This is a genomic window from Bradyrhizobium sp. CCBAU 45389, assembly GCF_028128625.1.
GTDB lineage: Bacteria > Pseudomonadota > Alphaproteobacteria > Rhizobiales > Xanthobacteraceae > Bradyrhizobium > Bradyrhizobium liaoningense_B.
In genome coordinates, this window is record NZ_LBIY01000088.1 from 209,485 (window position 1) to 234,031 (window position 24,547).

At 64.9% G+C, this 24,547-nt stretch carries 22 protein-coding genes and 1 tRNA gene; 13 read left to right on the forward strand and 10 right to left on the reverse strand.

What is annotated here, in order from left to right:
* Window positions 1-35 precede the first annotated feature (35 nt).
* On the reverse strand, window positions 36-2,246 hold the full coding sequence (pbpC, locus tag XH79_RS18805) for a penicillin-binding protein 1C (RefSeq protein ID WP_271582571.1): 2,211 nt from the start codon (window positions 2,244-2,246) through the stop codon (window positions 36-38).
* 11 nt (window positions 2,247-2,257) lie between these two features.
* The gene (locus tag XH79_RS18810) at window positions 2,258-7,462 is read right to left on the reverse strand and encodes an alpha-2-macroglobulin family protein (RefSeq protein WP_271582572.1); all 5,205 of its coding nucleotides are present in this window, start codon (window positions 7,460-7,462) and stop codon (window positions 2,258-2,260) included.
* Window positions 7,463-7,868: 406 nt separating this feature from the next.
* Here XH79_RS18810 and XH79_RS18815 point away from each other — a divergent pair.
* A tRNA-Arg gene (locus XH79_RS18815) sits at window positions 7,869-7,945 on the forward strand.
* Between the two features lie 1,577 nt (window positions 7,946-9,522).
* Window positions 9,523-9,894, forward strand: a complete 372-nt coding sequence (locus XH79_RS18825; RefSeq protein WP_271582573.1) for a tyrosine-type recombinase/integrase — start codon at window positions 9,523-9,525, stop codon at window positions 9,892-9,894.
* Window positions 9,895-10,426: 532 nt separating this feature from the next.
* On the opposite strand, the gene XH79_RS18830 is transcribed toward XH79_RS18825, so the two are convergent.
* Window positions 10,427-10,666, reverse strand: a complete 240-nt coding sequence (locus XH79_RS18830; RefSeq protein WP_212336672.1) for a hypothetical protein — start codon at window positions 10,664-10,666, stop codon at window positions 10,427-10,429.
* A 325-nt stretch (window positions 10,667-10,991) separates the two neighbouring features.
* Between XH79_RS18830 and XH79_RS18835 the strand changes: the two genes are divergently transcribed.
* Window positions 10,992-11,228 (forward strand): hypothetical protein, encoded by a 237-nt coding sequence (locus XH79_RS18835; protein WP_245003368.1) that lies wholly within the window; start codon window positions 10,992-10,994, stop codon window positions 11,226-11,228.
* Window positions 11,229-11,266: 38 nt separating this feature from the next.
* Here the strand turns inward: XH79_RS18835 and XH79_RS18840 are convergent, their stop codons facing one another.
* The gene (locus XH79_RS18840) at window positions 11,267-12,529 is read right to left on the reverse strand and encodes a hypothetical protein (RefSeq protein WP_271582574.1); all 1,263 of its coding nucleotides are present in this window, start codon (window positions 12,527-12,529) and stop codon (window positions 11,267-11,269) included.
* A gap of 121 nt (window positions 12,530-12,650) precedes the next feature.
* On the opposite strand from XH79_RS18840, the gene XH79_RS18845 reads away from it, so the two are divergent.
* Window positions 12,651-12,878 carry a DUF2171 domain-containing protein gene (locus XH79_RS18845; protein WP_271582575.1) on the forward strand — a complete coding sequence of 76 codons (228 nt, stop codon included), beginning with the start codon at window positions 12,651-12,653 and terminating at the stop codon, window positions 12,876-12,878.
* 143 nt (window positions 12,879-13,021) lie between these two features.
* Here XH79_RS18845 and XH79_RS18850 read toward each other — a convergent pair whose 3' ends face one another.
* Window positions 13,022-13,174 (reverse strand): hypothetical protein, encoded by a 153-nt coding sequence (locus XH79_RS18850; protein ID WP_018641837.1) that lies wholly within the window; start codon window positions 13,172-13,174, stop codon window positions 13,022-13,024.
* A gap of 284 nt (window positions 13,175-13,458) precedes the next feature.
* Between XH79_RS18850 and XH79_RS18855 the strand changes: the two genes are divergently transcribed.
* On the forward strand, window positions 13,459-13,620 hold the full coding sequence (locus XH79_RS18855) for a hypothetical protein (protein WP_212336680.1): 162 nt from the start codon (window positions 13,459-13,461) through the stop codon (window positions 13,618-13,620).
* A gap of 109 nt (window positions 13,621-13,729) precedes the next feature.
* On the opposite strand, the gene XH79_RS18860 is transcribed toward XH79_RS18855, so the two are convergent.
* From XH79_RS18860 to XH79_RS18870, 3 genes are all read right to left on the reverse strand, one after another.
* The gene (locus XH79_RS18860) at window positions 13,730-14,512 is read right to left on the reverse strand and encodes a hypothetical protein (protein ID WP_212336681.1); all 783 of its coding nucleotides are present in this window, start codon (window positions 14,510-14,512) and stop codon (window positions 13,730-13,732) included.
* Window positions 14,513-14,686: 174 nt separating this feature from the next.
* Window positions 14,687-14,911 carry a hypothetical protein gene (locus XH79_RS18865; protein ID WP_271582576.1) on the reverse strand — a complete coding sequence of 75 codons (225 nt, stop codon included), beginning with the start codon at window positions 14,909-14,911 and terminating at the stop codon, window positions 14,687-14,689.
* A gap of 76 nt (window positions 14,912-14,987) precedes the next feature.
* Complete coding sequence (locus tag XH79_RS18870; protein WP_271582577.1) at window positions 14,988-15,224, reverse strand: hypothetical protein; 237 nt, start codon at window positions 15,222-15,224, stop codon at window positions 14,988-14,990.
* A gap of 267 nt (window positions 15,225-15,491) precedes the next feature.
* On the opposite strand from XH79_RS18870, the gene XH79_RS18875 reads away from it, so the two are divergent.
* A complete protein-coding gene (locus XH79_RS18875) occupies window positions 15,492-15,839 on the forward strand; it encodes a DUF6481 family protein (protein ID WP_212336687.1) in 348 nt (115 codons plus the stop codon).
* Between the two features lie 139 nt (window positions 15,840-15,978).
* On the opposite strand, the gene XH79_RS18880 is transcribed toward XH79_RS18875, so the two are convergent.
* The gene (locus XH79_RS18880; RefSeq protein ID WP_130367076.1) at window positions 15,979-16,221 is read right to left on the reverse strand and encodes a pentapeptide MXKDX repeat protein; all 243 of its coding nucleotides are present in this window, start codon (window positions 16,219-16,221) and stop codon (window positions 15,979-15,981) included.
* Between the two features lie 333 nt (window positions 16,222-16,554).
* Here XH79_RS18880 and XH79_RS18885 point away from each other — a divergent pair, with 333 nt between their 5' ends.
* Genes XH79_RS18885 through XH79_RS18895 form a run of 3 tightly spaced genes read left to right on the forward strand, consistent with a single transcriptional unit; the run spans window position 16,555 to window position 19,483 of the window.
* Window positions 16,555-17,577 (forward strand): TRAP transporter substrate-binding protein, encoded by a 1,023-nt coding sequence (locus XH79_RS18885; protein WP_212336689.1) that lies wholly within the window; start codon window positions 16,555-16,557, stop codon window positions 17,575-17,577.
* Entirely contained in the window at window positions 17,574-18,128 is a 555-nt protein-coding gene (locus XH79_RS18890) for a TRAP transporter small permease (protein ID WP_271582578.1), read from the forward strand. The genes XH79_RS18885 and XH79_RS18890 overlap by 4 nt, the downstream gene beginning before the upstream one ends.
* The gene (locus XH79_RS18895; RefSeq protein ID WP_212336692.1) at window positions 18,125-19,483 is read left to right on the forward strand and encodes a TRAP transporter large permease; all 1,359 of its coding nucleotides are present in this window, start codon (window positions 18,125-18,127) and stop codon (window positions 19,481-19,483) included. The genes XH79_RS18890 and XH79_RS18895 overlap by 4 nt, the downstream gene beginning before the upstream one ends.
* Before the next feature lie 161 nt (window positions 19,484-19,644).
* On the opposite strand, the gene XH79_RS18900 is transcribed toward XH79_RS18895, so the two are convergent.
* Entirely contained in the window at window positions 19,645-20,325 is a 681-nt protein-coding gene (locus XH79_RS18900) for a GntR family transcriptional regulator (protein ID WP_212336693.1), read from the reverse strand.
* Window positions 20,326-20,540: 215 nt separating this feature from the next.
* Here XH79_RS18900 and XH79_RS18905 point away from each other — a divergent pair, with 215 nt between their 5' ends.
* From XH79_RS18905 to XH79_RS18920, 4 genes are all read left to right on the forward strand, one after another.
* Window positions 20,541-21,164: a TRAP transporter small permease gene (locus tag XH79_RS18905; RefSeq protein WP_442869957.1), complete on the forward strand. Its 624-nt coding sequence runs from the start codon at window positions 20,541-20,543 to the stop codon at window positions 21,162-21,164.
* Window positions 21,164-22,429 carry a TRAP transporter large permease gene (locus XH79_RS18910; protein WP_271582579.1) on the forward strand — a complete coding sequence of 422 codons (1,266 nt, stop codon included), beginning with the start codon at window positions 21,164-21,166 and terminating at the stop codon, window positions 22,427-22,429. The genes XH79_RS18905 and XH79_RS18910 overlap by 1 nt, the downstream gene beginning before the upstream one ends.
* Before the next feature lie 25 nt (window positions 22,430-22,454).
* On the forward strand, window positions 22,455-23,438 hold the full coding sequence (locus tag XH79_RS18915) for a TRAP transporter substrate-binding protein (protein ID WP_211406357.1): 984 nt from the start codon (window positions 22,455-22,457) through the stop codon (window positions 23,436-23,438).
* Between the two features lie 74 nt (window positions 23,439-23,512).
* The gene (locus XH79_RS18920; RefSeq protein ID WP_212336696.1) at window positions 23,513-24,439 is read left to right on the forward strand and encodes a dihydrodipicolinate synthase family protein; all 927 of its coding nucleotides are present in this window, start codon (window positions 23,513-23,515) and stop codon (window positions 24,437-24,439) included.
* Window positions 24,440-24,547 lie beyond the last annotated feature (108 nt).

The window sequence follows — 24,547 nt, forward strand, 5'->3', positions numbered from 1 at the left end:
TGAAACCGCCATCGCCACAACCGCTTAAGGCAGGGTCACTGAATTCGAATGACAACTGTGTCCGCGGCGCCCGTGGCATCGATCACGGTGAGCCGTGCAAAGCCCGGGCCGGGCGGATCGATCAGGCGCTGGCGTCGGCCGTCGATCTCGCCGAGTGAGGTTCCATTAACCATCACGGTCATGGGCAGAACGCCACCGGCGACCTTGACGGGCATGGCGGCGCTCTCGGGCCCCCCCGAGCGATCGACGTCGATCCGCGAGCCGTTCAGCGGGAACTGGATGTGCAGCGCCTGCTCGCCCCCGGTCCGCACGAGCTCCCCGACCGGGCGGAACCGTTTGAGCGGCAACGGCAACTTCGCGTTGCTGGCGACCAGGGTTCCCTTGGGCGGCTTGGGCAGCGGGGTCAGCGTCTTGCCGCTCCGGGCGAAGGCGTCGAACAGGATCGGAGCAGCAGCCACGCGGCCAACCAGGCCGGGAACCGGCGCACCGTCGGGCCGGCCGACCCAGACGCCAATGGTCATGCGGCCGTCGAAGCCGACCGACCAGGCATCGCGATAGCCGTAGGAGGTGCCGGTCTTGAAGGCGATCCGGTTGTGGGCCGCGTTCTCCGGCGGCGGCGTGCCGAGCAGGACGTTGCCGACCTGCCAGGCGGCGACCTGATCCAGCAGCCGCATCGGCTCGCGATCGTCCTTGGTGGTGACGATCTCGCGCAGCGGCTTGGTGGTTCCGAGCCGGGCGAAGCCGGCATAGAGCTGCGCGAGATCCTGCAGCGTCACGCCGACGCCGCCGAGGCCCATGGCAAGGCCCGGCGCCTCGTCTTTCGGCAAGATGAGATTGCCACCGGCCTGCCGCAGCCGCGAGGCCAGTCGACTCGATCCGACGCGGTCGAGCAGCACGATGGCGGGAACGTTCAGCGATAATTGCAGCGCCTTCCTCACGGGCACCGTGCCCTGGAAGGTCATGTCGAAATTTTCCGGCGCGTAGGAGCCGAAGCGGACCGGCCGGTCGTCGATCAGGCTGTCGGGATGGACAAAGCCGTCCTCGAAGGCGAGCCCGTAGATGAAGGGCTTCAGCGTCGAGCCCGGCGAGCGGATGGCGCGGGTCATGTCGACCTGCCCTGCCCGGGTCTCGTCGAAATAATCCGCCGAGCCGACGCGCGCGAGCACGTCGCCGCTCTCGTTGTCGACCACGATGATGCCGACCGAGATGTTGGGCCCGAGCGCGATGGCGCGGTCGCGCGCTAAGGGCTCCAGCACCTTCTGCAAGGTCGCATCCAGCGTCAGCTTGATGACCGGGTTGTCTTTCACGGTCGACAGCGCGGTGTCGGAGGCGTGCGGCGCCAGGATCGGCATCGGCTTGCGCAGTGTCGGTACCGGCACGGACTTGGCTTGCGCCGCGTCGTCGGCGCTGACCACATGCTCCTCGACCATGCGATCGAGCACGCGATCGCGCGCCTTGCGCGCCGCCTCGGGATAGCGGTCGAGCCGGCGCGTCTCCGGCGATTGCGGCAGCGCGACCAGCAATGCGGCTTCCGCCAGCGACAGCCGCTTCGGCTCCTTGCCGAGATAGGCGATCGAGGCTGCGCGGATGCCTTCGAGATTGCCACCATAGGGCGCGAGAGCCAGATAGAGATCGAGGATCTGCTCCTTGCTCATGCTGCGCTCGATCTCGATGGCACGCACGATCTGCCGCAGTTTTGCGTAGAGCGAGCGCTGCCGCCGCGGCTCCATCAGCCGCGCCAGCTGCATGGTGATGGTCGAGCCGCCGGAGACGATGTGGCCACGCGTTCCAAGCTGCAAGGCGGCGCGGCCAAGTGCGAGCGGGTCGAGACCGTTGTGCGCGTGGAAGCGCTGGTCTTCATAGGCGAACAGCAGTTTCAGATAGGTCGGATCGACATTGGTCTTGGCATCGACCGGCAGCCGCCAGCGCCCGTCCGCCATCGCATAGGCACGCAGCAGCTTGCCGTTGCGATCGACGATGGTAGTGGAGACCTGCCGCGCTTCATCGAGCGGGAGCGGACCGAGAGAGTAGACCCAGGCGACGAAGCCGGTGATGGCGAGGATGAACGAGAAGGCGACTGCGGAGAGGAGGCGATAGCCTCTTCCCCGCACTCCACTGCCGTCGTTCCGGGATGGTCCGAAGGACCAGACCCGGAACCTCGAGATTCTCAGGCGCGCAATTGCGCGCCGTAGTTCGGTGCTGCGCACCGCCCCGGAATGACGAGAGCCGTTATCGCCTTCGCTCATCGCGCCACCACTCACTTCGCAGCCCGCACCTCGACAGTTCCCGTGCCCGTCCGGCCATAACGCGAGGGATTGTACATGTCCTCGACATAGGCCTGCGGCAGCACGTATTTACCCGGCGAGACCGCGCGGACGACATAGGCGACGGTGAAGACCGACTTGGAATCCGAGGCCCGGTCGACGGCCGCGGTGAAGCGGTCGTCGCGGAACTCGGTGTCTTCAGGCTCCTCGCCGTCCTCGATCCAGTCCAGCGTGCCGCTGTCGCCCGACGAGACCAGCTTCGGATTGTCGATCTCCAGGCCCGCCGGCAGATAGTCGGACACCATGATGTGGCCGTATTCGGGCTTGGCCTCGGTGATCTTCAGCACCACCGCAAAGCGCTGGTTCTGCTTGACCTTGCTGATGTCGGCGGGCTTGCCGTCGAGCGTGTAGTAGCTGCGCTCGATCTTGAAGCCGTTCGATGCCGCCGGCTCCGGCGTCACCGGCGAGCCCGACACCGAGACCACCGCCTGCACCGGCGCATCGCCGGTGTTGGTGATCTTCAGCGGCTTGCCGCTCACCGTGTCCGCCTTGTAGCTGCGGTAGAGCGCGGTCTTGACCGGCTGGCCGTCGACCTCGATCGACAGGTTCTCCCTGGCCAGCGCCCGCGCCGCCAGCACCAGCCACGCATTCTCCTGCGTGGAGGTGTAAGGCGTCAGACCGCGGGCGGTCTCGACCCGGGACACCGCCTGCGTCAGCGTCGCCTTCGGCGCATTACCTTCGCTCGCAAGCGACACCAGCGCTGCGGCATCGCGCAGCTGCGAGCCATAGTCGGTGCGGCCGAACTCCAGCACCGGCTTCGGGGCGAGACTGTCGAGCGCCGCGCCATAGACGCGTTCGGCGCGATTGCGGTCGCCGACCAGCGCCAGCGCCGCGGCAAGCTGCGACTTCGCGATCGGGGTCGCGAGGTTGTTCAGCTTGGTGTCCGCGAGATAGCGGAGATCGCCGATGGGAGCTGCGCCGTTGCGGGCAAGCACGTAGAGGCCGTAGGCGAGATCGCGGCCACCGTCCTTCTCCGGCTCGTTGCCGTTGACGACCGAGTTGCGGATGCGATCGAGCGCGTTCTTGAACAGCACATCCGGCACCGCAAAGCCCTTTTCACGGGCCCGGGTGAGGAAGTCCGTCACGTACGCATCGAGCCAGGCATCGTCGCCGCCCGCCGACCACAGGCCGAACGAACCGTTCGAGCCCTGGCGGGCCAGGAGACGCTCGATCGCATCGCGGATGCGCTGGTCGACCTCGGTATCCATGGCGAGATGCGCGCCGGCCGCGAGCTCGTTGACATAGAGCAGCGGCATGGCACGGCTCGTGATCTGCTCCGAGCAGCCATAGGGATAGCGGTCGAGCGCCTTCAGGATCGTCGCCGCGTCGAGCGCGGTCGACAGGCTGGCCGAGACCGAGACGCTGCCGGTGCCAGGCACGAGATCGGAGAACATGTCCGAGGTCAGCGTCAGGCTCTCGCCCTTCGCCAGTGTCCGGATCGAGCGCCGTGCCAGCACCTGCGTTGCCGCCTTGACGTCGAACGCGTAGTGCCGCGCGAGCGCAAGGCCATTCGGCCCCTTGATGTCGACGTCGAGCGTCGCCTGCCCCGCCGCGGTCGCATCGAGCGCGAGCGTGAACGCGTTGCGCTGCTTGGCGGCGAGCTTCACGGTGGTTGCGGGATTGCCGGTCATCTTCACCGGGCCGCCGGTCTTGACGTTGATGACGTAGTCGCCGGCCTGGCCCTCGACATTGTCGATCTCGAGGTTGACCGTGCCGTGGTCGCCGTTGAGCAGGAAGCGCGGCAGCGTCGTGGTCAGCACCACGGGGTCGCGGATCACGACATCGGTATTGGCGCGGCCGAGTTTTGTGGCGGTCCACGCCACCGCCATGACGCGCGCGGTGCCGGCGAACTCCGGAATATCGAAGCTCACCTCGGCGGTGCCGTCAGCGGCGACCGTGACGATGCCCGAATAGAGCGCCAGCGGCTTCTGCGCGGGCGGCGAGCCCTGCAGCTCCGCGGCACCGGCGTCGCCGCCGGACTTGATCTGGCCGCGCGTGCCCGACATGCCGTCGATGAGCTGCCCGTAGAGATCGCGGATCTCCGCGCTCAGGCGGCGCTGGCCGAGATAGTAGTCATCCGGCGCCGGCGGCTTGTAATTGGTGAGGTTGAGGATGCCGACATCGACCGCGGCAATCACCACCTTGGCGTCCTCGCCCGGATTGAGCCCGTCGAGCCTGACCGGGATCTTCAGCATCGCATTGGGGCGGATCAGCGCCGGCGGCGTCAGCTTCACGGCAAGCGTGCGGGTCTGCTTGTCGATGCCGAACCATTTCAGGCCGATCGCCCGGCCCGGCATGCGCTGGGCCGCCGCATCGAGCGGACGGCGCAGCGTCGCCACCACATAGGCGCCGGTGCCCCAGTCCTTGCCGACCGGGAGCTTGACCTGGGCGGTGCCTTCCTTGACGTCGACGGTCTGCGTCGTCAGCAGGCGGTCACCGAGCACATTGATGGTGAGCTTGCCGGCGCTGCGGACATTGACCGACACCGTCATGGTGTCGCCGGAGGCGTATTGCGGCTTGTCGATCGAGGTTTCCAGCAGGTCCGGCGTGTCGGCGCTGCCGTCGGAGTACCAGCCGACGTCGAACTGCACCGAGGTCACCGGGCCGTCGGCATCGTTGGACTTCACGTCCAGCCGATAACGGCCGGGCTGCGGGCTGAGCGAGATGCGCGACGGCTTGTCGGCTGCAATGGTGACGTCACCGTCGGCGACGCGCGAGGTCGACTTGACCGGCTCGTACTCCCAGTAATTGTTCTGGCGATACCACTGGTAGCGCGACTCCATCTTCAGGAGCTCGTAGCGCAGGCCATCGCGGCGAAGGGTCTGGCCCTCGGGCGAGACGAACACGACGTCGAACTCGGCCTTGTCGCCCTCGGCGACGTTCTTGTCGCCGAACAGCGGCTTGATGCCGATCTGCGCAGCAGTGGGCGCGACCGGCAGCACGATCTTGCGCTCGACGGCGCGGCCGCCGGTCTCGACCATGCGCACGAAGATCTGCGCCTCCTGCGGACGCGTCGACGCCGGCTGCTTGTCCAGCGTCACCGGGAAGGTCGCAACGCCATTGGCATCGGCCTCGGGAAGGTTCTCGAGCGGCGTGCGCTCGTTCGAGGTGGTCTCCTCGTCGGCGACGCCGAACTGATAGCCGGCAAAGCCCGGGCGTCCGGCCGCAGGCGCGACCAGCATGTCGCCTTCGAGCGCAAGGCCCGAGGCCGGCGCGCCATAAAGGAAATGACCGTCCGCCTTAAGCTCCACTGGAGCGTTAGCTTTGATCAGCTTGTCCTTGGCAGACAAATCGAATTCGATCCGATCAGGAACGTAATCCTCGACCATGAAGGTGGTTTCGCCGACCGACGCGCCCTTCGGATCGGTGAAGGCGCGCACGCGCCAGGTGCCGGTCGGAACGGCCGAGTTGAGCGGCACGGACAGCGTGCGGCCGCCGGCGCCCTGGTCGGACAGCACAGCACGGCGGTATTCGACGCCGTCGGGGCGCTCGACCACCAGCGTCATCGGCCCGCCGGTCACGGCATTGCCCTGCCCGTCGCGCAAGAGCGCAGTGAGGAAGACGGTCTCGCTGGAGCGGTAGACGCCGCGCTCGGCATAGACGAAGGCATCGGCGCCGGCGGGCACGGCGCGCCCCGCAACGCCGCGGTCGGAGAGGTCGAAGGCCGACGTCTTCAGGCTCAGGAAGGCATAGTCCGCCTTCTCGCCCGTGACCGTGAGCATCGCCGGTGACAGGCCGCCCTCGCCGCGCGCAAGGCCTGCCTCGAACAACACGTGGCCGCTGTCATCGGTCTTCCGCGTCGCCAGGATCTCGTTGTTGCGGGCGACCAGCCGGACCTCGACCTTGCCGACCGGATCGGTCGACGCCAGCGAGTTGACGAAGACGTGGATGCCGTCATTGCCCGAATAGGCACTGACACCGAGGTCAGAGACGATGAACCATTGCGTGGCCAGCTGGTACTCGTCGTCCGAGCCCGGGCCCTTGGCCGCCGCGGTCATCACGTAGACCCCGGGCTGGAGCTCGCCGAGCGCCTGGTCGACCGGGAATGCCGTGGTGACGTCCTGGTTCAGCGTCATCGCGGTCGAAAGCTCGCCCGACCAGACCTTGACGCCGCGCTCATCGCCGAGATCACTCAGCTGATATTTGGTGAGCGTCTTCTGGAAATCGCTGTCGACCACCGTGTTGATCAAATTGCGGTCGCCGATCCGGAAGACGTTGATGTTGACCGCGGGCGTGTTGACGCTGACCACGGGAATGCCGCGCTGGCCGGTCCTGGGCAGCACATAGGCGCGGCTGGTGAAGCGCACGAACGGCTTGCGGTCGCGCACATAGATATTGAACTCGGCCGATTTCGGCAGCCCCTCCTTCACTGTCGACGGCAGGCCGGCGCGCAAGTTGATGTTGTAGCGTTCGCCATGCCTCAGCCCGTCGACGCAGAGCTGCTTGCCCTCCGCCGACAGCGCCGGCTTGTCCTGCCCTGCGAGGGCCAGGAACGGCGCGAAGTCGGTGCGCTTGGCGAGCTCCTCCGAGAACTGGAAGCAGGCGCGCGGGCTCGCCGAATCCGAGTCCACGGTGTAGTCGAGCAGCCGGAAGCCGTGCTCGTCGCGCAGCTTCTCATATTGCCCGCGGACGTCGGCGACCTCGCGCAGGTCGAGCGACAGCCGCAGCGAATCCAGCGCCGGCCGCCACAGCTTGCGTTCGGCCAGCGACTTGCCGAGCACGGCGAGCGCGTCCGCCTCCTCGCCCGGATTGCCGGCGCGCATGTAAGCGATGTAGGCCGCGGTCGAGGCGCGCTCCAGCAGGAAGGTCTGCTCGCTCGAGTTCTTCGGCCAGATCTGGAAGATCACCTTGGCGAGCCGCAGCCAGTTGCCGGCATCCTCAGGCGTGGTGGCCGCAATCTGGCCGAGCACCGACAGGCCGGTACGGTAATCGTTGCGCTTGAAGGCGGCGTCGGCATCCGTGCGCAGCGTCGCGTTGGTCTTGGCGACCGACCCCGCCTCGCTCTTGATCTGCGCCTCCAGCTTGATCGCGGAATCGGCGAGATCGTCGCGTTTGAAGGCCTTGTCGGCGGCCTGCGCCGCGTTGAGGCCGAGCGCCAGCGCGGCGCAGATTGTGACGGCGCGAACAAGACCGATCATGGATGGACTCCCGGAAATCGCGGACGAACGCCGCTTGTCGCATGAAATGCGTGGAAAGGTGACGGACTCAAGGCGATGGAACCAGAGCTGCAAAACGTCGCATTCGCCATGACAAAGGCAGGCCCAGAGGAGACCGGTCCAGATACCGCCGCGCACGCCGTCCTGATGGCGCAGCAACACCTAGCCAATCGTCCGGCGGCCGTGTCCCGGAAGCTGTTCAGCGTTCCCGGCGATGTGATCCATCGTCCAGTCCGCTGCCGCTCAACCCGGCACCCTGACACCCCACCGTTCCGCTTTGTCGCGGCAATGAGGAAAACGGTTCGGTTCAGGCTTGGCGAAACACCCAATTTTTCATATTGGCATGCTAGATGAACGGCCAGCCGCCCAAACCGGCCCGGCCCAACACGGTCCCGTAGCTCAACTGGATAGAGTAGCGGATTTCTACTCCGCGGGTTGCAGGTTCGAGTCCTGCCGGGATCGCCAGTGTTTCAACTTCGAAATCAACCACTTGGCGCAGTATCGGCTTCGTTCCGAAGGCAATTTCGTGTTGCGCGGCGCTGCAATCCCGTAGCAGTGAATTCAATGCGTTACCCCGCATTACAAACTGCTCCACGCAACACGGTGGCAACACCGTGTTGCGCGCTATGTTCACCGGAGGCATGTCGTGGTTTGCCTCGGGATCATCGGTGGATTCCTGCTGCTGATCGCGGCTGTCGTGCTCGGCCTCTTGGCCATCGTCATCAAGGCGCAGCAGCACGATCCCGGAATCGAGTAGCCAGCACATCCGCGACAGGTCGCTACGGATCGATAATTTGCGAGGTACTTTCGCTGACGCTTTGATAGCGGCATGCCTCGCCCTGCTCGACGCCATACACCTACGCATGCCGATGGCCGGCCGCTCAAGATCCACGTTCGGAGAGATGCGCAAGATGGGCCAGCGCGGCGTCCTGGTCTACTGCCATTGCGGCCACCACGTCGCGCTGAGGGCCGTTCGCTGGCCCGACGAGATGCGGCTATCCGACATCGAGCCGCGCTTCGGGTGTCAGGGGTGCGGCAACCGCGGAGCTGAGGTCAAGCCGGATTTCGAGAGTGGCAAGCCACCGCAATTCGCGATCTCGAAAGGCCCGCCAGCCTACCCTGCCGTTCACGAGGGGTTCATACCCGCTGAAGCACGCTGCGCCTTATGGAGGTTGTCAGATGATTGTTATTGGGCTTGCCGCCGCGCTACTCACGGGTCAGGCTTTGCCGAGCATGGACTTTCAGCCCCCCATGCAGCAGGTCCAGTATGGCGTGCCCAGACACCCTCCACCGTGCGGCCACGGCTGGGACGTGAGCGCCCGTGACGGCATGTGCTATCCGAACGGGTACCTTCCTCCTCAGGAACAGGCTGCGCGGCAGTACTATTATCGCGGGGGCGGCTACGGCTATCGTAGATATCCGGTGCCCTGCGGCCACGGCAGCGACGTCGATATCCGAGATGGGCAATGCTACCCAAACGGAACGGTCCCCCCGCAGTTTCAGCAAGGCCGACAGGGGTACTACGGCGACGACTACTACGATCGCGGCCCCCGGCGTCGATATTATCGCTATTACTGAGCCCGCCAGCGGCTTCTTAAGCAAAGGCCCGGCAGCTCACGCTAGCGGGCCTTCCGTTTCATCGATGCTCCTCCGGCATCAACGCACCGTAGAGCTTGACGAGCAACAGGCTGCCCTTGATCGCCCAGCATGCGAGCCTGATTCGGGCCCGCGAGACTAGAAGCTGGATCAGGCGCATTCGCCGTCCGTCGCACACCAAATGGACGGCGCGGACAGGGCTCGCCGCTGATCGATCTGCCGATCAAGCGACCCCAAGTCCGCCTCCAGGTCTCGGCCGCCGTCTCCGGGCGTGACCGTCACGCCGCACAGGCTAGGTTCATCGTCCACGTCGGGCTCGCGGCCGTCGTGCTCGCTGCCCTCATCCTCGCACTGAGCGCCCTCGTCTTCGCACTCGTCTTCCAGCTCGGTGGAGGCATAGGGCCAAGCGCGACACCGGCAAGAAGGATGCGAACGGCGAGCCCGTTATGGCTCTGGATCTCGCCTTTCTAGGCAGGGTCGAAAGCCATTCAAACCTGATCGAACGCGGTCTTGAGCCTATCCTGATCGCGGCCGGCATTGCGGAGGTTCGCCCGGTGGTGGCTCAAGCCGGCAAGCCCGTTCTGGACGCCTCTGGCGCACCCGAGACGGTTGTGGCAGGAACGTACGGCATGCACTCGTTGCGACACGCCTGCGCCTCTCTGTGGATAGAGAACGGGTACAACCCGAAGCAAATCCAGCGCCTGATGGGGCACAGCTCGATCGAGGTAACGTTCGATGGATACGGGCACCTGTTTGCTGATGCTGAGGCCGACCAAAGGGCTGCCGAGACATTACAGGCACGCCTTCTTGGGAGCTAAGCAATGATTCCACATTTCTGGCCGGGCTTGACAGCGGGCTTGGCCGTTCTCGCCGCGCTTCTTTGGCTGAAGTCAGCCACGGTAACTGTGCCTGCCCCTGCGGACACGGCCGGGGTTGGCGCTCTCATAGGTGGTTATCTGATTTCACTCGACAAGAAGGGGCAGCGGATCGACTTACACGAAACTCTCAAGAAGCAATCATCTTGGAGTGCGTACGCAGCCATAGCGGCGGCCGCGTCTGCGGTCTGTTCTGGGCTAGCTATTTTCTATCCTTGAGCGTCGAAGCAACACCAAACGAACACCGTCGGGCTAAGCCGTTGATTAGACTCAGCATCCAAAAGGTTTCTACTCCGCTGGTTGCAGGTTCGAGTCCTGCCGGGATCGCCAGTGTTTTCAAGATGATGGACGTTCGTCTCTTGCAAAACCCGTATCAGACGCGTCTACACACCCGTTGCAGATCCTTCTCCGAAATAAGGAGAAGGTCTTCATTCGCATCTCCACCCTCGGCGTGAATTCGCAAGCGCCACAAAGTCTATTCGGACTTCTTGCCGACAACCCATCTAACGATCGGCCATCCCACCACGAAAGCTGATGCAGCAGTGCCGACTACTCGCGTTACCAAGGCGCCGAGGTCCTGTTCGCTGAAGTACGGGTGCCTGTTGTAGAAGATGAGCACGAGAATGGTGCTGAGCGCGCAGCAGAGGGCAACTAACAACCGATAAAGCTGCCCTTCAAGATGCGCGACGCGCGTCTCAAGGTTTTCGTTATCCACTATCCGAGATCCCTCAAAAACTTCTTCCAAAATGACTTCTCGTTGATCCTGTCCGCTGGGCAGGAGCCCAACACCGGCGTGGCAGTCCCTCGCATCTTACCAAGGTTAATTCGGCGATTGCCACTTTTTCCCGACTCGGTAGCCGTTGGACGTTGGCGCCATCCTCAACCAGCTAAGTTGAGCGTCAGAACCTTTCGCTCCTTCTCTTCACGAACGCGTGGGTAACCCCGCACCGGGCCTTTGAACCGGGCGCATCAATCCTATCTATGCGCCGGGCGACGTGCGCCCGATAAGGACCTCGATGCCACCATCCGAGTGGACGAGAATGGCCATCGCCTCTGCGGTGGCCGTGATCGCAATATCATTTTTGGCAATCGATGCGGGCGTCGACGTGAATACCGGCGCGATCGTGAAACGCGTCGAGACGGCGCGGGCGTCCATCACGGACGCGGTGGCGCGCCAGCATGAGCTCGCCTTCGCCGTTCAGGCGTGGTCGCGCGGCCAACACGACAAGCCGCTCTCGGAGAAGCCACACCTGGAGCAATGCCTGGCGATCGATTGATCCAAGGCGCGGCGGCCAGCGCATCATTCCCCGTCCGCTTACTGGTGCGCCCTCCACCACCTCGCGATTGCTGCCGCCAGATCATTCCACAGCTCGGTCGGCAGATCCGGCACCGCCACCCGGACGCTGTACTCATCCGTGGTCGCATTGTGAAACCATTCCGTCGCGGCGAAGTCGAAGCCAAAGCTGCCGGCGTGGCGAATCGGGAGGCCATCCCGGCCGAGATCGCGGCTCATCGCGTCAGCGGCCTGCCGCGCGCCGGCCTCGTCGAGGCGGCGCCTGCTGCGGAGCGTGACGTAGAGGCCGTGGGTGAAGTGGAGCTCGGCCGACAGCGAGGCAAGCTCACGCGAGAAAAGTCGGGCCGCATGGCGGCCATTGCGCAAAATGGCTGCGACACGCCGCTTCGTTGATATCCAATAATCCGCCATGCCCACGAAGGGCGGAAAATGCGCCGGCAGCGCCGCGCCGCCGAGAAGGCGCACGGCATCGCGCATCTCCGCCGCGAGGCGTTCGGGCAATGAATGCCCGACGCCCTCCTCGCTCCAACTGACGAACACCGCGGAGCCGAGCCGGCCGTATTCCGCGCCGAGCGAATCGAGCTTGGTGTGGCTTCGCGCCATCACCACGGGGATTCCGCTTCGCCTTGCCCAACGCAGGACACGCCGGATGCGGCCCGACCGGCCGGCAAAGCATGTCGTGTCGAAGATCAGGAGGTCGAGACCAGAACCATCGCAGCGCAGCGCCGCTTCGAACGCGCCGGCGGCGACGCAGGAATCCAGCAAGAGAATTCGCGGCGCACCCGCGCCAGCCAACGCACCGTCCAGCGGCAGCCTCAAGGTGACGAGCCGCAAATCCGGGACGAAGCGGTCGATCAGCTCCAGCGTCTCGCCGTAGGAGCCCGGCAGGACCAGGATGTCAGCTTTGGCGAAGATCCGGGTGGCGGCCAACAGCAGCGCCGAGATCGCGGCCATCCCGGAGGCGGTATAGATCGTCTCGCTGCCGCAGCCGGGCTCGCGCTCATAGAACGAGGGCCCGTTCACCTTCAGATCCGCCCGCTGGTAGTCGTAGCTGAAGGTGAATGGACCGCTGGTCGGAGACGCCGTGGCCGACCAGGATGTCTCCGTCGCCTTCCAGTCCTGCAGTGCGTGCTCGGCGCGCAACGCGGCAGTCAGCTGGAATTTCGTCCTGATGACCTCGTCCACCGAGCGCGGACACGGCACGTGCCGCGGGCTGGTCAGGCAGCCATTCAGCAGCCCGATCTCCCTGTGCTTGCGCTCCAGATAGGCCTTGATCGTCTCCATACGAGGCTTGTCAGCTGCAACTCTGCTTCAACGTCCGGCGCGCCTGTGGGGTCCAAACTGCGGCGCGCTACCGTGCAACGAAGATCCGCCTGCGCCGTTGAGACCGCGCAAGGAGGACATCATGTCGGAAATCAGGGAACACATGAAAATCATCGGCAAGGACGGCGCGCATGTCGGCACCGTCGACCGCGTCGAGGGCAACCGCATCAAGCTGACCCGCAAGGACAGCCCGGAAGGTCACAAGGACCACCACCACTACATCGACAGGAAATATGTCGGCGCGGTTGAGGGCGATGTCGTCAAGCTCTCGGTCAATGCCGACGCGGTCCCGAAGAGCGAAGCTGCGTAACAACACCAAAGCCCCGTCGGAGCCTTATGTTTGTTCACGGTCCGACTCCGCTTCGTTCGCAAAGCACGAATCGCGACCTCGAAAATCAGGGCTGCGCAAATGTTAACAGGGAATTGCCGTAGCGCTGATTGCGCGCGCGATCGCTACTCGGTCGGCTCATCGTCGCGACGCTCGCGGGCAAGCTGATGCCAGGCGATGGCGAGCTCGATCAGGCGTTGCCGGTCGGCGCCTTCGGCCGCTGCGGCGCGCTTCATTGCGGCCTCGGCTTCGTGCTGCGGGTCGTACTTGTTGCACATGAGTCCTATTTTAGCCGCTCGATCTGGACAAGTGCGTGGCAATTTCGTCCGTATGATTGCGGAGGACCGACGTTGTTATAAGAGATTGAAACACCCTTTGGTTGTTGCACCAAGGGATTTGCACTCGCGGTTTCAAACGCTCCGCGGCGCAAGCGAAAGAGAGGCCCGGCCTCATTCCAAGCGATCTGTGAATTGCGTCACAGCCTGCGCACGGCGTCTCGCGCTAAACAGCACCTCAGCGCTTCCAAGGGGAGCGCGAGACGGCGTGGGAGGTCTTTCCCGTCATGACACAGGAAGCAACCGCCGAAGCCAGGGTCCCGACACAACGACAGCGGTCCGACCTGTTCGGCATCGCGTGTCTTGCGACGATCGGTCTCGTGACGCTGGCCTGGATCGCAGGCCTGGTCTGGGGCGCGATGGCATTTTTCAACTGGCTGGTAGCCTGACGCGCGAGACGATAGGCCCTCATCCGCGCGCAACTGGATCGACCCGCACCAAAACAAAAGAGGCGGGCCTTTCGCCCGCCTCTTCGGTTTCAGATCCTTACGCAGAAGCTCAGTAGCACGCGCGCGGATCGGCCTGCACATACTGCCCGTTCGGATAACGGTAGTAGCAATTGCCCTGGGCCACGTAGTAGCCGGGGCGTGAGGCCGCCGTTGCGCCGGCGATCGCGCCGGTGGCACCGCCGATCACGGCGCCCGCGGCTGCACCCGAGGCGTTGCCCGAGATCAGGCCACCGAGCACGCCGCCGACAATGGCGCCACCCAGCGCGCTTGCGCCGGGATCGGCCGGCGGCGGCGGAGGCGGCGGTTCGTAGGCGACCGGAGGCGGCGCCGGCGCATAGGCGACCGGCACGTCGTCGTAATAGTCATCCGAGATGTAGGCGGGCGGACCGGCCATCCTCTGCGGATAATAATACCAGACGCCGCCGACGTCCCACCACCAGCCGGAGCGGCCGTTGCGGACCTCGTGGCGCCAGCGCCCGCCATCCCAGGCGCGGTTGCCGCGATAGGCGTGTCCGCCCCAGTCGCGCTCCGGCGCGGGGCCACGCGCGTAGTTGCGGCCGGGCGGCGGGCCGCCGGCATTGTGCGGGCCGGGACCGGGGCCGCCAGCGTGCGGCTGGCCGCCGGGCTGTTGCGCGGGCCGGGCCGCCTGCTGCGGCGGAGGGCCCTTGCGCATGTTCTGATTGGTCTGGGGCGGCGCGCCGGCGCCCTGCCCGGCCGGTGGCGGGCTCGCGTCCCTGGGCGGCCTGGCCTCCTGCGCCTGCGCCGAAAGCGCGAGCAAAGACATGGCCGAAACCAAGGGAATGATGATCTTCTTGCGGCTGGACGCACTCATGCGTGCTTGACCCCCTACTTTCTCGCTTGCCGTGTCCCGCACGCGATAGACGATTCGCCTCGCGCCGGGGTGATGCCGGCTGACGTAACTGACCTGCTTGATCGGCTAAGTCCCGTTACAAATGATTAAGATCACGGCAATTTTTCGGCCCCAAGGGGCCGCGCCGGAGCGCCGCTAGCGGGCCGGCTCGATGACGTTGCAATTGCTCCGCCCCGACATCAGGCAGTCCTGCATCTTGCTGGCCGCGGTGAGATCGCGGGCGAGCCACCAGCCGATGCCGAGGATCAGAAGCGCGATGATCAGGCCGGCAATGGCGCCGCGGCGGTTGTCGCCGGGTTGAGGCCTTGGCGCGGATTTGGGCTTCTCGCCCGGTTCGGGCTTGGACGCGGGGCTCGACATGACAACCTGATCGCACGGGTGAGCCGGCTTTATCACCTCTGCGGCGAGGCGTCACATCCCGGTCGGACCTTCCGGCTCAGCCCCGGGTCTGGCGGATCGCATCCTTGCGCGAGGTCTCGACAGCGGGGGCCGCCTCGCGAGCCCGCGGGGCGCAGGTCGTGAGCACGAAAGCGGTCTGGCTGCACTCCCAGTCGGCGCCCAGAACGGCGTTCTCGATCGGTTGCGGACGGGCAAACAGCAATGCGGCACCCGCCAGCACCGCCACCACGAGGATGACCGCGAGCGCCTTGAGGCTCAGCCGGAAGATGGTCATGCCCGTGCTCCGTCTCGTATTGGGGCGGACGCTAGGCGTTGCGTCAGGACGCCCACTATGAGGGACATCACAATTCGGCAGTTTTTCGGGGCTACGAGAGATCGTCGGGGGAGCGATTTTTCGTCTACCTGATCGGCTGCGATTATGGGTGGCTTCGCGACGCGCGCCGATGTACACGCTTCTGCGTCGCGTGGCGCCTGCTATGCCCAGCCGACGTACCAACAGGCACTGATGTAGGATTGAAAGCGAGGAAGACAAGGCTCGTCGATGAGTGGATTCAGGGAACCCGGTTTTGCAGACCGGCAAAAGGCGGCGCAGGACGCCCGCAAAAATCTTTTGAACAAGTTCAAGTCGCAGCCGGGACACGATGATCCGGCGGTAGCGGCTCGCCGCGCCGAACGCGAGGCCCTCGCGGCCAAGCGCGCCGAGGCAAAGGCAGCGCGCGAGGCGGACAAGGCCGAGCAGAAGCGCCTCGAGGAGGAAGCCAAGGCCGCCGAAGCCGCACGGATCGCGCGTGAGGCTGAGGAAGCCGCCGAAAGGCAAGCCGCGCTCGAGGCCGAGCAGAAGGCCAAGCGTGACGCCCGCTACGCAGCCCGCAAGGCCAAGCGGAAGTAGCGTTCACGACGTGGCGTTCAGAGGTCACGTTCAACTGAAATTGAACGGAGACATCTATTCGGGGCGGTCCATGTGACCGCCCCCGGACTCTCCCGAGCGCGCGTCTGCCTTTCGCACGCGCGCCGGCGACGACAGAAGATCAGTTCTTCTTCATCATCCCGTCGTCTTTCTTCATCCCGTCCTTCGACATGTGATCCTTCTTCATGCCGTCGTCCTTGGACATGGCATCTTTCTTCATGCCGTCCTTGGACATCGTGTCCTTCTTCATCATGCCGTCGTCCTTGCCCATCTTGTCCTGGGCAAAAGCGGCCGGCGACAGCGCGAGGCCAAGCGAGAGAACGGCAGCCGAGACGCCGAGCGCGATACGGGTACGAATGGTCATGGATCATCTTCCCTTCGAGATGGTGTTTGTCAGCGACGGACGCCGCTATTTGGTCTCGACGGATCGAGGTGCGGGCTTGTTACGGCCTCGCCGCGAAATTTTTCCAAGCCGCGCATTCGCCGCAATCACGTCCGCGATATCCGACCTCCATTCGGAGGGTTGATGGCAAGTGTGCAGCGCAACACGACCGGCACTTGCCGCGGCATTCGGTCTCGAACTATCAGATGAGAGAACATCGCCTCAAAGACCGGCTAGGATGGGCCTGAAGCCGGTCTGACAAGACCCGACCCAAATCACATCAACAAGAACAGAAACGTTCAAGGGGATTACACCATGATTACGCGCCGCCATCTGATCGCGACCGCCGTCGCCGCGCCCGCCATCTTGCGCTTCGGCACCGGCACCGCGCATGCCGCCACCACGCTGAAGATCTCGCATCAATTCCCTGGAGGCACCATCGACAAGGGTGATTTCCGCGACCGTCTCTGCCGCATGTTCGCCGCTGAAGTCAGCAAGCGCAGCAACGGCGACATCGCCGCCGAGATCTATCCGAACTCCTCGCTGATCAAGACCAACGCGCAGTTCTCCGCGATGCGCAAGGGCGCGCTCGACATCTCGCTCTATCCGATGCCCTATGCCGGCGGCGAGCTGCCCGAGACCAATATCGGCCTGATGCCGGGCCTCGTCACCACCTACGACCAGGGCCTGCGCTGGAAGAAGGAACCGGTCGGAAAGGCGCTGACCGATTTCCTCGCCGACAAGGGCATCATCCTGCTCACCTGGGTCTGGCAGGCCGGCGGCGTCGCCAGCCGCTCCAAGCCGATCGTCGCGCCCGAGGATGCCAAGGGCATGAAGGTGCGTGGCGGCTCGCGCGAGATGGACATGGTGCTGCAGACAGCCGGCGCCTCGGTGCTGTCGGTGCCGTCGAACGAGATCTACGCGGCGATGCAGACCGGCGCGTGCGATGCCGGCATCACCTCCTCCACCAGCCTGATCTCGTTCCGCCTCGAAGAGGTCGCGAAGTCGCTGACATCGGGCGCAGGCGCCTCCTACTGGTTCATGCTCGAGCCCTTGATGATGTCGAAGGCGATCTTCGACAAGCTGCCGAAGAACCAGCAGGACGTGCTGCTCACCGTGGGCCAGGAGCTCGAAGCCTTCGGCCGCAAGGGCGCGCAGGACGACGACGTCGAGGTCGCCAAGGTCTACGAGAAGGCCGGCGCCAAAGTCTCGGCGCTCGATGCCGCGACCGTCGGCAAGTGGCGCGACATCGCCCGCGACACCGCGTGGAAGGATTACGGCGCCAAGACCGCGACCTCCGCGAACCTGCTCAAGCTCGCCACCGACGTCGCGGCATGAGCCACGGTCCGCTTCCGGATCGTGACGACCACGCAACCGCTACCGCAGACACAGGCCCTGCGGCGGCGATCGATCGCGGTCTCGCCATCCTCAACAGCATCATCGTCGTGTTCGCCGCGATCGCGCTGGTCGCGGCCTGCGCCATCCTCAGCTACAGCGTGCTCAGCCGCGCGCTGTTCAAGGCGGCCAATTACTGGCAGGACGAGGCCGCCGTGTTCCTGCTGGTCGGCGCCACCTTCATGACGGCGGCCTATGTGCAACAGAACCGCGGCCATATCGGCATCGAGGCCTTTGTCGGCCTGCTCTCGCCGCTGGCGAACCGGGTCAGGCTCTGGCTGGTCGACGCCGCGACGTTCCTGTTCTGCGCCTTCTTCACCTGGAAGTCCTGGACGCTGGCACATGAGGCCTATGTCGACGGCCAGGTCTCGAACTCGATGTGGTCGCCGCCGCTCGCCATCCCCTATTCACTGATGGCGCTCGGCATGAGCCTGCTCTGCGTCCAGATTCTCGTGCAGCTCGCGCTGCCCTTTGCTGGAGGCCGGCGGCCATGAGCGTTTTCGGGATCGGCCTCGCCTACGGCATCGCGACGCTGGTCATCATGTTCTCGGGCATGCCGATCGCGTTCGCGCTCGGCGCGGTCGCGGTCGTGTTCATGGGCATCTACATGCCATCGGCCTCGCTCGATACGGTGACGCAGAACGTCTACGAGGAAATGGCCTCGATCACGCTGCTGTCGATCCCGCTTTTCATCCTGAAGGGCGCCGCGATCGGCAAGTCGCGCGCAGGCCAGGATCTCTACTCGGCACTGCACGCCTGGCTGCATCGCGTCCCCGGCGGCCTCGGCGTCGCCAACGTGTTCGCCTGCGCGCTATTCGCGGCAATGGCAGGCTCCTCGCCGGCGACCTGCTCGGCGATCGGTTCGGCCGGCATCCCCGAGATGCGCAAGCGCGGCTATTCCGGCGGCTTTGCCGCAGGGATCATCGCCGCCGGCGGCACGCTCGGCATCCTGCTGCCGCCGTCCATCACCATGATCCTGTTCGCGGTCGCAGCCGAAAAGTCGCTCGGACGGCTGTTCCTCGCCGGCATCGGGCCAGGCCTCTTGCTGGTCACCCTGTTCGGCTTCTACGCGGTGTTCCGCTTCCGCCAGGAATATGCCGCGGCGGAGGCGATCTACAAGAACGGCGGTCCGGAGGCTGCGATCCTCGCCCGCGACGAGTACACGCTCGCCGAACGCTTCAGCGTGCTGCCGCGGGTGATCCCGTTTGTGCTGCTGCTGACCGGCGTCATGATCGCCCTCTACGGCGGCTACGCCACGCCGTCGGAGACGGCGGGCCTTGGCGGCCTCCTGGCACTGGCGCTGATCGCAGCGATCTACAGCGTGTGGCGGCCGAGCGACCTCGCCCCCATCATGAAGTCGACGATCCGGGAATCGACCATGCTGATGATGATCATCGGCATGTCGCTGCTCTATTCCTACGTGATGAGCTATCTGCACATCTCGCAATCGGTCGCCGAATCCATCGTCGCGATGCACCTGCCGCGCTGGGAGCTGCTGTTCGCGATCCTCGTCATGGTCGTCGTGCTCGGCTTCTTCCTGCCGCCGGTCTCGATCATCCTGATGACGGCCCCGATCATCCTGCCGCCCTTACGCGCCGCCAATTTCGACATCATCTGGTTCGGCGTCGTCATGACCATCGTGATGGAGATGGGCCTGATCCATCCGCCCGTCGGCCTCAACATCTTTGTCATCCGCAACGTCGCGCCGGATATCCCCCTGCGCGAGGTGATCTGGGGCACGCTGCCCTTCGTGCTCTTGATGATGCTCGCGGTGCTGCTGCTGTGCTTCGTGCCGGGGATCTCGACCTGGCTGCCGGACCTCGTGATGGGGCCGGACGGGAGCAGGTAGCGAAAACCACAACTGCCGTAGGGTGGGTTAGACCAGCGGCTGCGCGAAGCGCAGTCGCTGGGCGTAGCCCACCTCTTCTGCTTCCGCGGAGACACATAGTGGTGGGTTACGCCCTTCAGATCCGCTTCGCGCATCTGCAGAGCTAACCCGCCCTACGAAATCTACTCGCTCTTACGGCGCGCCTTCGGCGCGTTCGCCACCACCTGCAGCAGATCCTTGCGCACGGCCTCGATGTGCCGCTCCAGGAACCGGCAGGCGTCCTCCACCTTCTGCGCGCGGCAGAGCGCGATCAGCTGGGCGTGCTCCTTCTCGGCAGTGCCCATCGCCTTGGTGTTGGAGAGCTGCAGGCGGGTGTAGCGATCGCTGGTCTGCAGCAGCGACAGCACGATCGCTCGCGTGCGCGGCTGCGGCGCGTGCACGTACAGCGCCATGTGGAAGTCGGCGTTGAGCTGCCCCCATTCGCTGACGTTCCTCGCCTTGATCGCCTTCTCGAAACTCTTGTGGATGTCGTCGAGCCCCTCGAAATCGTCAGCAGTGAAACGCGGGGCCGACTGCGCCAACAATCGTGGCTCCAGGATGCGCCGCAGGTCGAAGACGTCGTTGATCTCGTCCAGTGACAGCTCGGAGACGATGGCGCCCTTCTGCGGCACGATCCGCACCAGCCCTTCGGCCTCGAGCTGGAACAACGCCTCGCGCACCGGGATGCGGCTGACGCCATAGGCATCCCCAAGCGCATCCTGACGCAGCTGCGATCCGGCGGGATAGGTGCCGTCGAGGATCGCCTGGCGGAGCTGATCGACGATCGCAGCCGACAGGGTGCGATGCTTCAGAGGCTGTTTCATCTGACCTTCCGTCCTGCTTGCCGACTCGTCGGAGCGAGGCGGTCCCTCTCTTGCATGTTGAGACGCCCGGCAAAAGCCGTGACTCCGCAAAAGCCGGTGCCCAGCAAAAGCGCGCCCTGCCGCCGAATTGACCGCAATCTCCGTTTGACTCCCAAAATGTATAAATTATACATTTGGCAATCGCACGACAAATCTTCGGGGGTTGAGGCCTCTTCATGATCGAGCAGACCATGCCGGCCATTCGCGCGCTCAGCCTCCGACGTACGGTCGTGCGGATGTCGAGCGCCCTGCTCGCCTTCGAGCGTCTGGCGCTGATGGGCCTGATGTACCTGCTCACCGGCCTGATCCTGGTGAACGTCGTCACCCGCTACGCGCGTTTCCCGATCTACTGGATCGATGAATCCGCAGTCTATTGCGTGGTCTGGCTGACCTTCATCGGCGCGTCCGCGATGACCCGGCTTCGGCTAGACTTCGCGGTCACCATGCTGACGGAGCGGCTTTCGCCGCAGCGCCAGAAGATCGCAAAAGTGATCTCGACCGGCATGGTCGTCGTGTTCGGCGTTGCCCTGACTATCACCTGCGTGCTCTGGATGGACCCGATCGGATTGGCGCTCGCCGGCTTCGACGGGCGCAAGCTCGCGGCCGAAACCTTCAACTTCCTTTACACAGAACACACTCAGACCCTGAACTGGCCGACCTGGGTGCTCTATCTGACGCTGCCGATCTTCGCGGTGTCGATGACCGTGCACGGCCTCGCCAATCTGCTGGAAGATCTCGAGCTGGTCCCGCGCACGCCGCCGAAGGGTTTTCAGCTCTCCGAGCTCGACGGGGTCAACTGATGGTCACGTCCGCCGCCTTCGTCGCGTTCATGCTGGTCGGCGTGCCGATCGGGCTCTGCCTGTGCCTTGCCGGCCTCGTCTACATCGCCGCCTCAGGCAATCCCGTGCTGTTCCAGTCCTATCCGCTGCAGCTGTTCGGCGGCGTCGACAGCTACGGCCTGATCGCGATTCCGCTGTTCATCCTGATCGGCGAGATCATGAACGGCGGCGGCATCACGCGGCGCATCGTCGACATGGCGATGGCGTTCGTCGGCTCGCTCAAGGGCGGGCTCGCCTACGTCAACATCCTCGCCAACATGTTCATCTCATCCATCCTGGGATCGGCGACCGCGCAGGTCGCGATCATGGCCCAGATCATGGTGCCGGAGATGGAGAAGAAGGGTTACGACAAGACGTTTGCGGCGGGCCTCACCGCCTATGGCGGCATGCTCGGCCCGATCATTCCGCCCTCGGTGATGTTCGTGGTCTACAGCGTGCTGGCGCAGGTCTCGGTCAGCGACATGCTGATTGCCGGCATCGTGCCGGGCGTCATCCTCACCGTGATGTTCTGCCTCGTCATCGCGCTGATGGGATACATGTACAACTATCCGCGCGCCGACTATCAGACGCCGCGCCAGCGTCTGATGACGATCCTGCGGACATCACCGACGCTGCTGATCCCGATCGTCATCGTCGGCACGATTCTGAGCGGCCTCGCCAATGCGACGGAATCAGCGGCCGTCGGCGCCGTCGCCGCCGCCCTCGTCGGCAAGTACTGGACCAAGGAATTCGAGTTCTCGCAGCTACCGCAGATGATGCTGCGCAGTGGCATCTATTCGGCGATCGTGCTGTTCCTGGTCGCAGCCGCGGCCGTGTTCTCCTGGGTCCTGATCTTCGGCAAGGTGCCGCAGGAAACCGCCGGCTGGATCCAGTCCGCCGCCAAGGACCCGGTCAGCTTCATGCTGATCTGCAACGTCATCCTGCTGATCATCGGCACCGTCATCGACGGCATTCCCGGCCTGATCATGACGGTGCCGATCCTGCTGCCCGTCGCAACCGAGGTCTATCACATCGATCCCCGGCAGTTCGGCGTCGTCGTCGTGATCAACCTCGTGCTCGGCCTTTTGTCGCCGCCGGTCGGGCTCTGCTTCTTCGTCGCGGCCGCCGTCACCGGCGCCAAGCCCGGCAAGATGTTCATGGTGACGCTGCCGTTCTTCGTCATCTCCTGCGTCCTCCTCGTGCTGCTCTCGCTCTATCCGTCGCTCTCGCTGATCCTCGTCAAATAGGCCCGTTTCAAAAGGAAGCCCGACCATGCCGCTTTCACGCCGCCGCTTTCTCGCCGCCAGTGCCGCCGCTTCGGTGTTCGCGCCGTCGCTGGCGCTCGCCCAGGCCAAGGAATTCCGCCTCGGCCTGATCACGCCCAACGGCCATTCCTGGAACAAGGCCGCGCTCAAATTCGGCGACGAACTCAAGGCCGCCACCAACGGCCGCCTGACCCTGACCGTGTTCCACTCCGGCCAGCTCGGCAACGAGCCTGCGATGATGCAGCAATTGCAATCCGGCGCGCTCGACATGGGCTTCATCCAGGCCGCCGAGCTCGGCTCGCGCGTGCCGCACATCGCCGCGATCAATGCGCCCTACATCGTCCGCTCGACACCGGCGGTGGCGAAATTCGTCCGGCATCCGGCGGCGGTGAAGCTGTTCGAGGTGCTGCCGCAGGAGACCGGCACGATCGGCCTCGGTTGGGGCATCACCGGCATGCGCGCGGTGTTTTCGTCCAAGGACCTGAATTCGCTCGCCGACATCAAGGGCATGAAGCTGCGCATCAACCCGACGCCGGTCTATCGCGATTTCTATTCCTCGCTGGGAGCTGCGCCGACGCCAATCCCGACGCCGCAGGTGTTCGACGCCATGGCCAACGGCCAGGTCGACGGCCTCGAGGCCGATCTCGAGTTCTCCTGGAACCAGCGCTTCGACAAGGTATCGAAGGTGATCCTGCAGATGAACGCCGTCTTCATGCCGATGGCCGCGGTCGTCTCCGGCCGCGTCTGGCAGTCGCTTCCGGCGGCCGACCGCGAGCTGATCACCAAGACGATCAAGACGACGCTGGACGCGCAGATCGACGAGCTCGCCGGCAACGAGCCCGCGCTGATCGAGAATTTCAAGAACGCGCCGATCCCGATCCGTCAGGTCCCGGCCGGCGACACCGAAGCCGTCATCGCCGAGTTCGACAAGATCTGGCTGCCGAAGGCACCCGTTCTCGCCGAGCTGCGCAAGGTCGGCGCGACGCTCTGATCCCGCCCGCCATCCCTTTCACAACTGCCGGCGGCCCCAGCCCCCCGCCGGCCTTTTTCATCTGGAGAAAAACCATGCCCCGCCGCGTATCCTGGGAAGGCGTCTTCCCGGCCGTCACCACCCAATTCCACGACGATCTTTCGCTCGACATCGACGCGACCGCCAAGGTCATGGACGGTCTGATCCGCGACGGCGTCTCCGGCCTGATCGTCTGCGGCTCGGTCGGCGAGAACACCTCGCTGGAGCGCAAGGAGAAGGTCGCGATCATGGAGACGGCGAAGTCGGTCGCGAAGGGTCGCGTGCCCGTGCTGTGCGGCATCGCCGAATTCACGACGGCGTTTGCGGTCGAGACGGCGAAGGAAGCCGCGCGCGTCGGCATCGACGGCGTGATGGTGATGCCGGCGCTGGTCTACTCCTCCAAGCCGCACGAGACCGCCGCGCATTTCCGCGCCGTCGCCAGCGCGACCGACCTGCCGGTGATGCTCTACAACAATCCGCCGATCTACAAGAACGACGTCACGCCCGACATCCTGGCCTCGCTGGCCGACGTCGAGACCGTGGTCTGCTTCAAGGACTCCTCCGGCGACACGCGCCGTTTCATCGACACCCGCAATATGGTCGGCGATCGCTTCGTGCTGTTCGCAGGTCTCGACGACGTCATCGTCGAGAGCGTCGCCATGGGCGCGGTGGGCTGGGTCTCGGGCATGTCGAACGCCTTCCCGCGCGAGGGCGAGACGCTGTTCCGCCTCGCCAGGGCCGGCCGCTTCGCCGAGGCGATGCCGCTCTACGAATGGTTCATGCCGCTCCTGCATCTCGATGCACGCCCGGACCTCGTCCAGTGCATCAAGCTGTGCGAGCACATCATGGGCCGCGGCACCGCATTGACCCGCCCGCCGCGCCTTGCGCTGCTGCCGCAGGAGAAGGCCGAGGTCGAGGCCATGATGGCCAAGGCGCTGAAGAACCGGCCGCAGCTTCCGGATGTCGGGCTGAAGGCGGCGTGACCGCTTATTGCGTAGGGTGGGTTAGACCTGCGGCTGCGCAAAGCGCAGTCGCTGGGCGTAACCCACCACTTTCGTCTCCGCGGATACCAAAGAGGTGGGTTACGCTTC